The sequence below is a fragment of the Variovorax sp. 01T432 genome, from assembly GCF_056398605.1.
In genome coordinates this window covers 23,724-37,003 of record NZ_JBFTPS010000034.1, presented here as the reverse complement: position 1 = coordinate 37,003, position 13,280 = coordinate 23,724, and the positions used below count along the sequence as shown (strand labels likewise).

6 protein-coding genes are annotated in these 13,280 nt (G+C 70.0%); 2 read left to right on the top strand and 4 right to left on the bottom strand.

Annotated features, from left to right (window positions below):
• Positions 1 to 29: 29 nt before the first annotated feature.
• On the bottom strand, positions 30 to 2,090 hold the full coding sequence (fusA, locus tag AC1DNF_RS23220) for an elongation factor G (RefSeq protein WP_478150993.1): 2,061 nt from the start codon (positions 2,088 to 2,090) through the stop codon (positions 30 to 32).
• A 309-nt stretch (positions 2,091 to 2,399) separates the two neighbouring features.
• Between fusA and AC1DNF_RS23215 the strand changes: the two genes are divergently transcribed.
• The gene (locus AC1DNF_RS23215) at positions 2,400 to 3,740 is read left to right on the top strand and encodes a hypothetical protein (protein ID WP_478150992.1); all 1,341 of its coding nucleotides are present in this window, start codon (positions 2,400 to 2,402) and stop codon (positions 3,738 to 3,740) included.
• A gap of 15 nt (positions 3,741 to 3,755) precedes the next feature.
• On the opposite strand, the gene AC1DNF_RS23210 is transcribed toward AC1DNF_RS23215, so the two are convergent.
• The 3 genes from AC1DNF_RS23210 to AC1DNF_RS23200 all read right to left on the bottom strand — a co-directional run bounded on the left by AC1DNF_RS23210 (position 3,756) and on the right by AC1DNF_RS23200 (position 10,743).
• Entirely contained in the window at positions 3,756 to 9,113 is a 5,358-nt protein-coding gene (locus tag AC1DNF_RS23210) for an AAA family ATPase (RefSeq protein ID WP_478150991.1), read from the bottom strand.
• A 13-nt stretch (positions 9,114 to 9,126) separates the two neighbouring features.
• The gene (locus tag AC1DNF_RS23205) at positions 9,127 to 9,846 is read right to left on the bottom strand and encodes a hypothetical protein (RefSeq protein WP_478150990.1); all 720 of its coding nucleotides are present in this window, start codon (positions 9,844 to 9,846) and stop codon (positions 9,127 to 9,129) included.
• A 108-nt stretch (positions 9,847 to 9,954) separates the two neighbouring features.
• Positions 9,955 to 10,743: a gamma-glutamylcyclotransferase family protein gene (locus AC1DNF_RS23200; protein ID WP_478150989.1), complete on the bottom strand. Its 789-nt coding sequence runs from the start codon at positions 10,741 to 10,743 to the stop codon at positions 9,955 to 9,957.
• A gap of 103 nt (positions 10,744 to 10,846) precedes the next feature.
• Between AC1DNF_RS23200 and AC1DNF_RS23195 the strand changes: the two genes are divergently transcribed.
• The gene (locus AC1DNF_RS23195) at positions 10,847 to 13,279 is read left to right on the top strand and encodes an alkaline phosphatase family protein (RefSeq protein WP_478150988.1); all 2,433 of its coding nucleotides are present in this window, start codon (positions 10,847 to 10,849) and stop codon (positions 13,277 to 13,279) included.
• The last annotated feature ends 1 nt before the right edge of the window (position 13,280 follow it).

The following is a 13,280-nucleotide window of genomic DNA, read 5'->3' as shown; positions in this document are numbered from 1 at the left end:
CAGGTGCGTCGGGCCCGCGCGCGACGGGCTCACTCCTCGTCGCGCTGGTGGTGCTGCCCCTCCAGGGTCTTCTGCACCGTCGGCGGCACGGCCTCGTAGTGCGACAGCTCCATGGTGTAGCGGCCCTGGCCGCTGGTCAGGGCATTGAGGCGCGACTGGTAGCCCGAGAGCTCGGACAGCGGCACCTGGCCGCGGATCAGCACCGTCCCCGCCGTGCCGTTGGAGGTGCCCGTGACCAGGCCGCGCCGGCTCGACAGGTCGCCGGTGACGTCGCCGATCACCTGGTCGGGCGCCGCGATGTCGATGTTGACCACCGGCTCCAGCACGATGGGGCGCGCGGCCTGGATGGCCGCGATGAAGGCCTTGCGGCCCGCCGTGGCGAAGGCGATGTCCTTGCTGTCCACGCTGTGGTGCTTGCCGTCGTACACCACCACGCGCACGTCGACCACCGGGTAGCCGGCGATGGCGCCGCGCTCCAGCACCTCGCGCACGCCTTTTTCCACCGCGGGGATGAACTGGCTCGGGATGGTGCCGCCGCGCACCTCGTCGGCGAACTCGAAGCCGGCGCCGCGCGGCAGCGGCTCGATGCGCAGGAAGACCTCGCCGAACTGGCCGGCGCCGCCGGTCTGCTTCTTGTGGCGGTGATGGCCCTCGGCCGGCATCGTCACCGTCTCGCGGTAGGCGATGCGCGGCGGCCGGGTGTTGACCTCGAAGCGGTAGACCTCGCGCAGGCGCTCCAGCAGCACGCGCAGGTGCAGCTCGCCCAGGCCGTAGACGACCGTCTCGTTGGTGACGACCACGTGCTCCAGCCGCAGGCAGGGGTCTTCGTCGACCAGCTTGCCCAGGATCTCCCACATGCGCTGCTCGTCCCCATGCCGCTTGGGCTCGATCGCCAGCCCGTGCACCGGAATCGGAAAATCCAGCGGCGCGAGATGGACCCGGTCGTCCTCGGCCGCGTCGTGCAGCACGGCGTCGAAATGGATCTCGTCGACCTTGGCCACGGCCGCGATGTCGCCCGGCAGCACGCGCGACACCTCCACATGGTCCTTGCCCTGCAGCAGGAAGAGATGGCCCACCTTGAAGGGCTTGCGGCCGTCGCCGATGTAGAGCTGGCTGTCGCGGGTGAGCGTGCCCTGGTGCATGCGGAAGATGCCCATCTTGCCGACGTAGGGGTCGACCGTGACCTTGAAGACGTGCGCCAGCACATGCAGGGACGGGTCGGGCGAGACCGCCATCGGCCGCGCGCTGTCGCCTTCGCCGACGATGAAGTCCGGCGGGTTGGCCTCGGTGGGGTCGGGCAGCAGCTTGACGATCACGTCCAGCAGCTCGGCCACGCCGGCGCCGCTGCGCGCGGAGACGAAGCACACGGGGATCAGGTGGCCTTCGCGCAGCGCCTGTTCGAGCGGCGCGTGCAGCTCCTTGGGGTCCACGTCGCCTTCCTCCAGATAGCGGTCGACGAAGGCCGCGTCGACCTCGACCACCTGCTCGACCAGCGCGCGGTGCGCGGCTTCGACCGGGCCGAAGTCGGACTGCCCGAAGCGGTTGAAGAAGCAGTCCACCACTTGCTTGCGGACCCCGTCGGGCAGGTTCAGCGGCAGGCATTCGCGGCCGAAGGTGGCCTGGATCTGCGCCAGCAGGCCGGCCAGGGAGATGCCCTGCGCGTCGATCTTGTTGACGACGATCATGCGGGCGAGGCGGCGCGAAGCCGCGTACTCCATCATGCGCACCGCCATCGGCTCGATGCCGGTGGCGGCATTGATGACCACCGCCACGGTTTCGACGGCTTCCAGCGCCGGCAGGCTCTGGCCGAGGAAATCGGCGCCGCCCGGCGTGTCGATCAGGTGGACCCGCGTGTCGGCATGCGTGAGGTGCATCACCGATGCGTTGAGCGAATGCTGCATGCGCCGCTCGATGGGGTCATGGTCGCTCACGGTGCTGCCGCGCTCCACGCTGCCCGGCGCGCCGATGGCGCCCGCCTTGTACAGCATGAGTTCGGCGAGGGTGGTCTTTCCGGTGGCGGACGCTCCGACGAGCGCCAGCGTGCGCACTCTCTTCAGTTCGGCCGCGAGGCCGTTCGATCGGCTTGGCATGGGTTGTCTCCTCCCGCCCGGGAGGCGGCCGGGCGGCCTGTGGAATCGCGTCTTCCGCCTCGCTTGCTCGGGCCGAATGTCGGCGTGGAGGGAGACGGCCGCAGTGGCGGGCTTCACCCTGGCGGCCCATTGTCCAACCGGAGGTGCTCGCATGCAACAAGCGTCCGACGCCGCCGGGCCGGCCGGCAAGCTTGCACTTTCGTTTCCGGAAATCACCTGTTGCGCCCGCGCGCCCGTATAGTCGCGCTCGGCGCCAGATGGCCACGGCGGCCCGCGCCAAGCCCCTCATCCACACCCGGAGGTGATGCCGTGATCCTGTACCCCTTGCCCGGTTCGAGGACCTACCAGGAACGGCTCTACCCCGATCCCGCGCGGCTGGACCCCGCCACGCGCAAGGCCCTGAAGCTCGACAGCCACGCGGACGTCATCGCGCACTTCACCCGCAGCTCGCTGGCCGAGGACGGCATCCAGATCGAACCCGGCTCCCTCGCCGTGAGCGCGGGCGACGGCGGGACGGGCTACATGGTGAGCTTCCGCGCCCTGCCTGCGTTCGCGCGCCAGGCCGAGCAGTTCGCGGCCATGCACGTGGCGATGCTCGACCCCCGCTGCGCGGGCCTCGCGCTCGAAGGCGCCGACGCCTGCCGGCAGACGCCGGCGTGGAACCCCATGGCGGGCTATCCGGTCAACCGCAGCGACGGGCTCTCGGAGTGGCTGCCCTGCCTGCCGCTGGGCATGCCGATCGCCAACCACCAGGCCGTGACCCTGCTGCACTACCCGCCCATCGTCGCCTACCGCACCGTCGACTACCTCAACAACATGACCCTGCGCCGCTGGGCGCAGATCCTCGTCTGCGCGGGCATCGAGGAGCCGAGGCGCTACCACGCGATCGTCGACGTCAACCCCATCGCGGCGCCCGGCTCCGGCGAGAGCGAGTACCCCAACGACTATTTCCCGATCAACCTGACCTCGATGTTCTTCGACAACGACGCGGCGGGACACACCTACGTGCGCTCGATGCTCGAGCTGATGCTGGACCCGCCCGCCAACGCGGACAACCCGCTCACGCTGCCGCTGCTGGTGTGCGGCTCGCCGCTGTACGACCCGCAGGCGCCCGGCTGGTTTCGCACCCGTTTCAAGGACCAGTTGCCCAAGGATGCCAACGGCTCGCCGACGGCCGAGGTGCTGCAGGCGGGATTCGTGCAGGTCCGCTCGGGCAGCCCCAAGAAGACGCCGTACATGATCGCCAACCACATGATCGCCGCCGGCGTCACCGGGCGCTGCACGAGCGATCCTTCGCGCATCCCGGACATCCGCAAGTACGAGGCCCAGGACCTCGTGGCCGCCACGTTCCTGCGCCTGTGCGCGGAGGCGGCCGGGCGCGGCGAGGCCGTCGACCCGGCCGCGGCGAAGGCGCAGGCCTGCCAGCGCTGGTTCGGCCCGCCGGCCGCGGGCGGCGGCAATGCGGACGGCGGCGGCGCGCCGAATCCGGCGGACGCCGACGACCGCCTGACGATCTGCGCCCTGGCGCAGATGGACCTGTGCTTCAACCCGAAGACGATCTCGCCGACCTACACCTACGAGCAGGCGCTCGCGCGGTGCCGCGCCAAGGGCGGCGCCGACTTCTCGCCCTGTTTCGGCTGCGACCCCTGAGCCCCGGGGCCCGGCCTATTTCTGCAACAGGCGCTCGAAGCCCTGCCAGTCGCCGCGCGCGGGCTCGCGCAGGTGGCGCGCGCAGCGCTCGATGAACAAGGGCGGCACGGCATCGCGCGGGTCCGCCGCCGCCACCTGCTCGAAGCCTGCGCGCGCGGCCTCGAAGTCGCCGCCGAAGTACCGCTCCATGGCCGATGCCAGCGGGGCGCGCGTGGCGAGCTTGGCCGCGCGCCGGGCCGGCGGCTCCGCGTCGATGACCTCGTGGAGGTCCACCGCGACGTTCTTGCCCTTGACCGCGACCCGGTCGACGCGGCGCAGGGCGAAAGCCTCGGGCTCGCGCAGGGCGCGCCAGGTGTGCTCGCCGATCAGGAAGCGTCCGCCATAGACCTTGGTCAGCTGTTCGATGCGCGAGGCCAGGTTGACGGTGTCGCCCAGCACCGTGCACTGGATGCGGTCGCTGCCGCCCACGGTGCCGAGCACCACCGGGCCGGTGTTGACACCGATGCCCACGGCCAGTTCGGGCTGTCCGCGCGCGGCGGCGCGTTCGTTGAAGCTCTCCAGCGCGCGCCACATGCCGATGCCGGCGCGCACGGCGGCGTCGGCGCCGGTGTCGAACAGGACCTTGATCTCGTCGCCCGCGAAGGAGTCGATGAAGCCGCCGGCCCGCGAGATCTGCTCTTCCATGCTGCGGAAGTAGCGGTTGAGCAGGTCGATGGTGCCGCGCGGGTCGAGCCGCTCGGCCAGCGGCGTGAAGCCGCGCAGGTCGGCGAACATCACGCTCATGGTCTTGGAGACGTTCTCGCCCAGCTGCACCCGCGCGATGTCGTGCCGGTCCAGGCTCTCCAGGAACTGGCTCGGCACGAAGCGCTGCTGGGCCTCTATCAGGCGCCGCTGGTCCTTGTAGAGCCTGGCGTTCTCGATGGAGATCGACACCTGCGCGGCCAGCAGCCGGATCAGCTCGATCCGATCCTCGGTGAAGACGCCTGCCGTCAGGCTGTTCTCCATGTAGATCGCGCCCTCGGTCTTGCCGTGGTGCAGCAGCGGGATGCAGAGGACCGAGCGCGGCTGGCGCGCGAGCAGGTAGGCGTCGCGCGAGAAGCGCCCGGCCTGCGCCGCGTCGTGCAGCACGACCGGGCTGTCGGTGTTGAGCACGTGGTAGACCAGCGAGATCGGCAGCGCCTGCGCGCCCTCGTTGCCGTCGAAGGGGATGGAGCGCGCCGGCGGCGCGGGTGAGGAGGCCTCGCGGTCGAGTTCGCTCAAGCCCTCGATGACCAGGGTGCCGCCCTCGCGGACCACGAAGCAGCCGCGCTGGCCGCCCGCGTTCTCCAGCATGATGCGCATGGTGGTCGTCCACAGCTGCTCCAGCGCGATCTCGCCGGAGATCGCCTGCGAGGCCTTCATCACCGAGGCCAGGTCGAGCGCGGCCGAATCCACCTCGCCCGCCAGCCCGAGGGATCGGCGCGAGGGCGGGCGCAGCAGTTGCGCGAATTCTTCCTCCATATGCGCCACCTTGCGCCGCGCGCCCCAGCTCTCGTAGAGGCCGTGCGCGGCACGCAGGTAGCCTTCGGCCGCCTTGCGCCGGCCGGCGGCGAGCAGGTGCCGCGCCGCCAGTTCGTTGGCCATCGCCTCGTCGCGGCGAAAGCCCGATTCGTGCGCCGCCTCCATCGCCTGCTCGTAGGCGCGCAGCGCGTGCTCGATGCGGCCGTCGAGGCGGGCCAGCTCTGCCTGCATCAGCCGCTGCAGGTGCAGGAAGTTGTCGGGGCAGTTGGCGGCCCAGCGCGTCATGCGGCGCAGGTCCTCGCGCAGGCGCTTGCGCGTGGCGGCCTGCACGGGCGGCGGCATGCCGGGCATGCTGGCGGCCAGGGTCAGGAAGGCGACGATGCGAAAGCGCACCAACTGCGGCAGCGACATCGCCGAGGCGATCAGCCGGTCCTGCTCGCGCACGTGCGCCAGCGCCTCTTCATGCGCGCCGTAGAACCAGCAGATCTCCGCCTTGTAGATGTGATAGTTGGCGACGCCGGTCATGAATTTGCGCTCGCGCATGCCCGCGAGGCAGCGCTGCTCGTCGAAGCTCGCATCGTTCATCGAGCACAGGCCATCGGTGCGGCCGAGGAAGTTGCGCTGCATCTGCAGGAACAGCGTGCCCGAATCGAGCGAGTCCTGGTACTCGCAGTCGCGCACGATGGTGAGGAACTCGGCGTGCTCCTGCTCGGCCGTTTCGAGGTCGAGCTTCGGGTCCCAGATGATGCAGTCCTGCGCGCTGTAGGCGAGGTAGAGCAGGTCGCCCGACTGGTAGCCGGCCTCGATGCCGCGGCGAAACCACGGCGTCATGCTGGACCAGTGCCTGTTCCAGTGATGCACGAACATCGTGTAGACGTAGATCACGCGCGACTTCAGCGCGATGTCGTCGAGCCGGTCGTTCATGGCCACGGCGAGCTTGCCGTACTCGTAGCCGAGAGCCGGGTTGTCGAGCGCGCCGCACAGCAGCATGCCGTAGGCGGCATAGGCGAAGGCGGACTCGGGGCCGTTGCCGTGCCGCAGCGAGATGTTCACCGCCCGCAGCACGAGGAAGGGAAAGAGGTTGCCGCTGCCCGAAAGGAAGGCCGCGGGGAAGATTTCCATCAGCAGGCGCAGCGCCACCTGCTGCGCCCGGTCGGTCATCGGCGGCGCCGAGATCAGCTCGGCGATCCTGCGGCCGCCCAGGTTGCGCCGCACGGCCGAGATCTCGCGCGCGATGGCGCCGCCATCGGGGTCCGCCGCCAGGCGCATGCCCAGCAGCGCGAGGCCGGTGGTGGCGGCCTGGATCGACGCCTCCATCTTCCCCGTGGTGGCGTACTGGCGGGTGCGCATCGCCAGGATCTCGGCCTTCTCCAGCTCGCTGCGGGCGTGGGCGATCATGCGCTCGATCCAGGCCTCCGCCTCGTCGTAGCGCGCCGTCAGGTAGGCGCACTGCTGGTATTCGGTGGCCAGGCGCATCGCCAGGTCGATGTCGCTCTCCCAGGCGTCCGGCGGCAGCATCTCGTGGCCGGCGCGCAGGTAGACCAGGGCCGATTCGTAGGCCGACGAGCGCTGCGCCCGGATGCCCGCGGCCAGGTTCATGCGCGCCAGCGCCTTGCGCTCGGCGGGGTCGACGATGAGGCGCCGGCATTCGTTGAGATGGCCGACGATCTCGATCAGGCGGCGGTCGCGTTCCTCCTCGCCGGCGTGGCGCTGGATCAGGCGCCCGATCGAGAGATGCACGGCCTCCTTGTGATCCGGGTCGATCAGCGCATAGGCGGCCTGCTGCACGCGGTCGTGCTGGAAGCGGTAGCCCGGGTTGAGTTCGGCCGCATCGTCCCCGCGGGCCGCCGCGTTGCCGGCGCCCGCCTTGCCGACCAGCTTGTAGTCCTCGTTCAGCGGAATGACGAGGTGCCGCTGCAGGGCCGGCAGCAGGTCTTCGCCGGCCTCGTCCATCGAGCGCTCGTGGATGATCGACAGGGTCCGCAGGTCGAAGGCATTGCCGATGCAGGCCGCCAGCTGCAGCGCGCGCTGCGTCGCCGCCGGCAACTTGCGCAGGTTGGCGAGCACGAAGTCGACCACGTCGCTGCCCAGGCCGCTGTGGCGCACGGCGTCCATGTCCCAGTGCCAGCGGCCCGCCTCGGGCGCGAAGGCGATGGCGCGCGCCTGTTCGAGCGTCTTGAGCATCTCGGTCAGGAAGAAGGGGTTGCCCTGCGCGCGCTCGTGCAGCAGCTCGGCCAGCGGCCGGCAGCTGGCGGGGTCGGTGTGCAGCGCGTCGGCCACCAACTGCTCCACCGCCGAGGGCGCGAGCGGCCGCAGCGCCAGTTCATGGACCGCACGGCTCTCCTGGATTTCGTCCAGCGCCAGGCGCAGCGGATGGCCGATGTCGACCTCGTTGCTGCGGTAGGCGCCGATCAGCATCAGGTGGCGCAGGTCGCGGGCGGTGGCGAGCCAGCGGATCAGGTTGAGCGTCGAGGCGTCGCTGAACTGCAGGTCGTCGAGGAAGACCACGAGGGGATCGTCGCCGGCCACGACCCTGACGAAGTTCAGGAAGGCGATCTGCAGACGGTTGTGCGCCTCGTTGGGCGGCAGTTCGGGCACCGGCGGCTGCGCGCCGATGATCTGTTCGAGCTCCGGTATCAGCTCGACCAGCACCTGCGCGTTGGGCGTCACGGCCGCCAGCAGCTTCTCGCGCCAGGCCTGCCTGCGCTCGGCGGGCTCGACCATGAGCTGCCGCACCAGGCTGCGGAAGGCCAGCGCCACGGCGGCGTAGGGCGTGCCGCGCTGGAACTGGTCGAACTTGCCCTGGATCAGGTAGCCGCGCTGGCGAACCAGCGGCTGCGCGATCTCGTTGACCAGTGCCGACTTGCCCGCGCCCGAGTGGCCCGACACCATGCAGAACTCGGTGCCGCCGGCGCTCACGCGCTCGAACAGCGCGAGCAGGGCGGCCTGCTCCGGCTCGCGGCCGTAGAGCCGCTGCGGGATGTGGAACTTGCGCGAGACGTCGCGATGGCCGAGCGCGAAGGGGGCGATGGTCCCGGTCTGGGCCAGTTCGCGCTGGCAGCGGCCGAGATCCTCGATCAGGCCGTAGCTGCTCTGGTAGCGGTCCTCGGCGTTCTTGGCCATCAGCTTGAGGACGATCGCCGACACGGGCTGCGGGATCTTCGGGTCGACCTCGCTCGGCGACCGCGGCGCCTTGCCGATGTGGCTGTGCACCCATTCGAGCACCGACCCGGCATGGAAGGGCAGCTCGCCCGTGAGCAGCTCGAACAGCGTGATGCCCAGCGAGTAGTAGTCCGAGCGGTAGTCGAGGTAGCGGTTCATGCGGCCGGTCTGCTCGGGCGACATGTAGTGCAGCGCGCCTTCGAGGCGCCGGGACAGGGCATCGTTCTGGCGCTCCAGCGAGAGCTCGGAGGCGATGCTGAAATCGATCAGGCGCACCGCGTCGGCGTCGTCGACCAGGATGCTGTGCGGCTCGATGTTCTTGTGGACGACATCGAACTCGTGCACGCGCGCCAGGGCCTCGGCGATCGCGATGGCGATGCGAAAGAGCGTCTCCAGCGGCAGGCCGCGCTCGCCGTGCGGCCCGATCTGCCGGTCCAGCGAATGGCCGAAGGGTTCGAGCACCAGGGCCACGTTGCCGTTGCCCCAGGGTTCGAGCGCGTGCACGCGGATCACCGACTCCACCGACTGCAGCCGCGTCAGCAGATGGAACTCGCGCCGCAGCTCGGCCACCTCCTGCCGTCCGGGGTATTCGGCGTCGAGCGTCTTGATGATGACCGGGTGCTCGTCGGCGAGGCGCACGGCCCGGTAGACCGAGCGGCGCCGCGACTGGTGGATGCGCTCGCCGACGCGGTAGCCGGGGATCTTCACCACCGCGGTGCCATGGCTAGACCCCGAACACCTGCCGGAAGCGCTCGGAATAGGCTTCGGCCGCCGTGTCGCGCAGCGGCGAGCCGTGGCCGCACAGCGCATGCCGGTAGGGCAGCGCGCGCAGGCGCACGTAGTCCTCGCCCTTGGGCTCGTTGACCTGCAGGAACAGCGGGCCGAGGTTGGCGGGCTGGAAGAAGCCCATCTCGGTCATGGTGCGGCGCGAGTCGCCGGAAAAGAACTCGTTCGGCTCGACCCAGTTCTGCAGCGCGTCGCAGGCCACCAGGATGCCGCCCGCGCGGTCGATGCGCAGGATGGCCTCGGGCATGCGGGTGGTGCCGAAGGCGAACACGCTGCAGCCGGCGAAAGGCATCTCGCCGGCGGGCTCCAGCGTCTTGTCGGTGACGAGCCCGTGCTGGTGCTCCATGCCGGGCAGGGCCCACAGGGTGGCGCCGTAGCGCGCCTTGTAGAAGGCATCGTCGCGGCCGTGCAGCGAACCGATCCGCACCACGTTCGCCACGCGCCCCAGGCTCTCCAGGCGGGCGAGGCCGGCGTCGTCGAGGCGGATGGTGTTGACGAGGGTCAGCGCGTCGCCGTCGCGCACCACCGTCATGTTGCGGCTGAAGTGCCAGTCCGCGCCCATCAGCACGGTCTGCATCGCGCCGGTGACGAAGAAGACGTCGGGAAAGACCTCCTCCAGGGCACCGTGGGGCAGGGCGGGTGGCAATGCGTCGTCCATGGATTCACTCCTGGGTTTGTCGCGGTCTTGCGAAGTCGAAGAGAGTACTTCGGCGTCAGCGGGGCCACAAGCCATATCCGTGGCCCGAACAGCCCGGCTTCGTCCTCGCTAGTCGTACACGAAGCGCCCGGCATAGGCGTATTCGTCCATGTAGGCGTGCAGGTACTGGTCGAGGTAGCGCCGCTGCGCGGGCGTCAGCCGGCCGTGGCGCAGGTCGTCGAGCGTCTCGCTGCCGTCGGAGTGGTCGAGGCGCCGCAGGTGGAACAGCGTCATGTCCTTGCCGCCGAAGAAGCCCTGGAGAAAGCGGTGCTGCGGGCGCGCGCCCGCCATGTCGAACACCGCGCCGGCCAGCGCCGTGAGCAGCGGCCGGCCCGCCAGCGTGGCGGCGGTGAAGCTGGGGAAGTCGCCCGCCGGCGGCACGAAAGGGGCCACCGGGCCGGCCGCGTGCACCGCCTGCCGCCGCAGGGCCTCGACGTAGGCCGGGTCCAGCCCGGCGGCCGTGGCGCCCTGCAGCAGGATGTTGAGGTAGCGCCGCGTGGGCAGGCAGGCGTCGTTGATGAAGGAGGGCAGGCCGGTGTAGGCGATGGCGCGCTGCTCGCCGCTGTCGGTGCGCACCATCACGTCGATGCGGTCGTAGCCGTGGCCGTAGGCCTCGGCGTCATCGAGCAGCGCCAGGTGCTCGTCCTCGCACAGGTGCAGCACGCCCCAGACCGCATCGGCCGGGCCGCCGGAGTGCTCGATGTTGCCGACGCCGCCTTCATGGCGGAAGAAGTGCTGCACGTTGAAGCGCAGGCGCCAGCCCGGCAGCACGGCGCGCCGCGACTCCCGGGGGGCGACGCCCTTCGCACGCAGCGAGCCCAGGGCCATGTTCGATCCGTAGCCGAAGTACCAGAACACGTGGGACGTCCTTTCACGAGCGCACGCCGCGGACCCTATCACCAAAAAGTGATAACGAAGGTAGTATCCGCCGCTGGGGGCGAGTTCAACGAGGAGTTCGACAATGGCCAGCAGCAATGTGCCGCGGAGCAGCGATTTCATCCTCAGCCGCCAGCCTGCCCGAGGCGCCTTCGCGGGCAGTCCGGGCTATGGTCTCTGGCGCTTCGACATCGACGGCGACGAGCTGCTGGAGCGAATGCCGCTCGGCCCGCAGGCCGCCTTCGACCCCACCCATTCGCTGGTGCCGATCGGCCGCTACCTGCTCGAATGGGGCCCGCTCATGCTGCAGGCCTACCAGCCCTGCTTTCCCTACCGCCTATTCGAATTCGATCCGCTGAGCCCCGATCCGCTGGCCGCCGCGCCGGTGCAGCGCGGCCTGTGGACCAAGACCAAGTTCTGGCAGTACCGGCCGGACTTCGGCAACCCGCAAGGCGCCCACGAAGGCTACGACTCCGGCAGCGAACTCCTGTTGCTGCCGCTCGGCGGCTTCATGCTCAACGTCATACCGACCGAGGGGCGCGGCACCTTCCAGCTGTGGAACTTCGACCCCAGTCCGCTGTCGCCCTGCGGGGCCGACCCGCTGCCGATGCCGTACACCCCGCAAGGCTCCTTCGACGCCATCGAGTTCGGCCACGAGCTGATTCCGCTGGGCAACTACGTGCTCGACCGCCTGCCCGGCACGGGCGAATACCGGCTCTGGAGCTTCGACCCGCAGAACGTGATGCCGCTCGGGCAGCCCGCGATCCGCCAGGGGCAGTGGAAGGACATCGACGCCGGCCACAGCCTGGTGGCGATCGGCGACCATGTGCTCGACTGGACCCCCGCCGACGGCGCCTACCGCCTCTGGCGCTTCGACCCGAAGAGCGCGGACCCGTTGACCGGCCCGGTGCGCAGCGGCAGCCTGCCCCAGGGCTTCGATGCGAACACGGTGCTGACGGGCGTGCAGTCGCTGCGCCCCGTCGACGCGGCGCGCGCCGAGATCCCCGGCACCCTCGAGTTCATGCGCTCGAAGATCAAGCACGTGGTCTACCTGATGCTGGAGAACCGGTCCTTCGATCACGTCTGCGGCTGGCTCTACGGCAAGGGCGAGACCGGCATCAACTTCGTGGGCGACGACCGGCCCTTCGACGGCGCCGACACCGCCATGTTCAACATCGACCCGGCCAGCACCGACGCCAGGGGCGACCCGCGCAAGGTCAACCTCAGCAAGTACGAGGATGGCCGGCTCAGCGACGCGTGGAACCTGGACTTCCTGCCCCAGGACCCGTACCACGACAAGTCCGACGTGCTGCGCCAGCTCTTCTTCGGCAACCGCAACGGCTATGCCGAGCGCGCGGCGCCCGACATGGGCGGCTTCGTCTGGAACAACGGCGTCGACCAGGTCATGTGGACCTACACGCCCGAGCAGCTGCCGGTGCTCAACGGCCTGGCGAAGAGCTTCGCCGTGTCGGATGCCTGGTACAGCGCGATGCCGGGCGCGACCGACCCGAACCGCGCCTTCGCCTTCACCGGCTCGGCGCTGGGCCAGCTCAACAACTTCCAGAACGGCAGCCAGTACATCTACTGGCCCCTGTCGCCGCACCGCCCGTCGATGTGGAAGGTGCTGTGGAGCAACGGCTTCACCGACTGGAAGATCTACAACTCCGTGGAGTGGATGAACTTCGTCCACACCTACCACCTGTTCCTGCAGGGTCAGATTCCGTCGGTCGACGCCGCGATCGCCAGGAACCGGACGAGCTTCATCCAGGGCATCGATCAGTTCAAGACCGACGCCCGGGCCGGCAAGCTGCCCGCCTTCAGCTTCCTGGAGCCGGCCTGGATCGCGACCACGGGCACCAGTTCCTACCATCCGGGCGCCGACCTGGTGCCGGGCGAGCGGGCGTTGAACGAGATCTACGACGCGCTGCGCGGCGGGCCGGCCTGGAACGACACGCTGCTCGTCATCACCTTCGACGAGCACGGCGGCATCTTCGACCACGCCCAGCCGCCCTATGCGGAGAACCCCTGGCCGAACGACGTCAACGACGGCTTCCGCTACGACATCATGGGCGTGCGCGTGCCGACCATCCTGGTGTCGCCCTGGATCCCGGAGAAGACCGTGTTCCGCTCGCCGACGCCGGTGGCCTATGACGCGACCTCCTTCATGGCGACGCTGCTGGACTGGTACGGCATCCCGCGCGCGCGCTGGGGGCTGGGCGAGCGGGTGCCGCGCGCGCCGACCTTCGAGGGCGTGTTCCAGCGCGCCGCGCCGCGCACCGACGCGCCGTCGCTCACGCCGCCTTACGACCTGACCTTCCCGCGCGAAGGCGGTTCAGGGCGGCCCGAGCGCGTGCATGGCCTGCACCGGCTGATGGCGCCGCGCGTGGTCGCGGCGCTGGGCGCCGGCAAGCTGGCGCCCGAGGAGATCAACAGGATCTCCGACGAGATCATGGCCGGGGCGACGGACCTGAAATCGCTGCATGCCATGCTCGACAGCCTGGCGAGGCGGCTGGGGTGAG

Coding starts and splice junctions, on each gene's coding strand:
- AC1DNF_RS23195 (WP_478150988.1), top strand. CDS start 10,847: ATGGCCAGCAGCAATGTGCCGCGGAGCAGCGATTTCATCCTCAGCCGC.
- fusA (WP_478150993.1), bottom strand. CDS start 2,090: ATGCCAAGCCGATCGAACGGCCTCGCGGCCGAACTGAAGAGAGTGCGC.
- AC1DNF_RS23205 (WP_478150990.1), bottom strand. CDS start 9,846: ATGGACGACGCATTGCCACCCGCCCTGCCCCACGGTGCCCTGGAGGAG.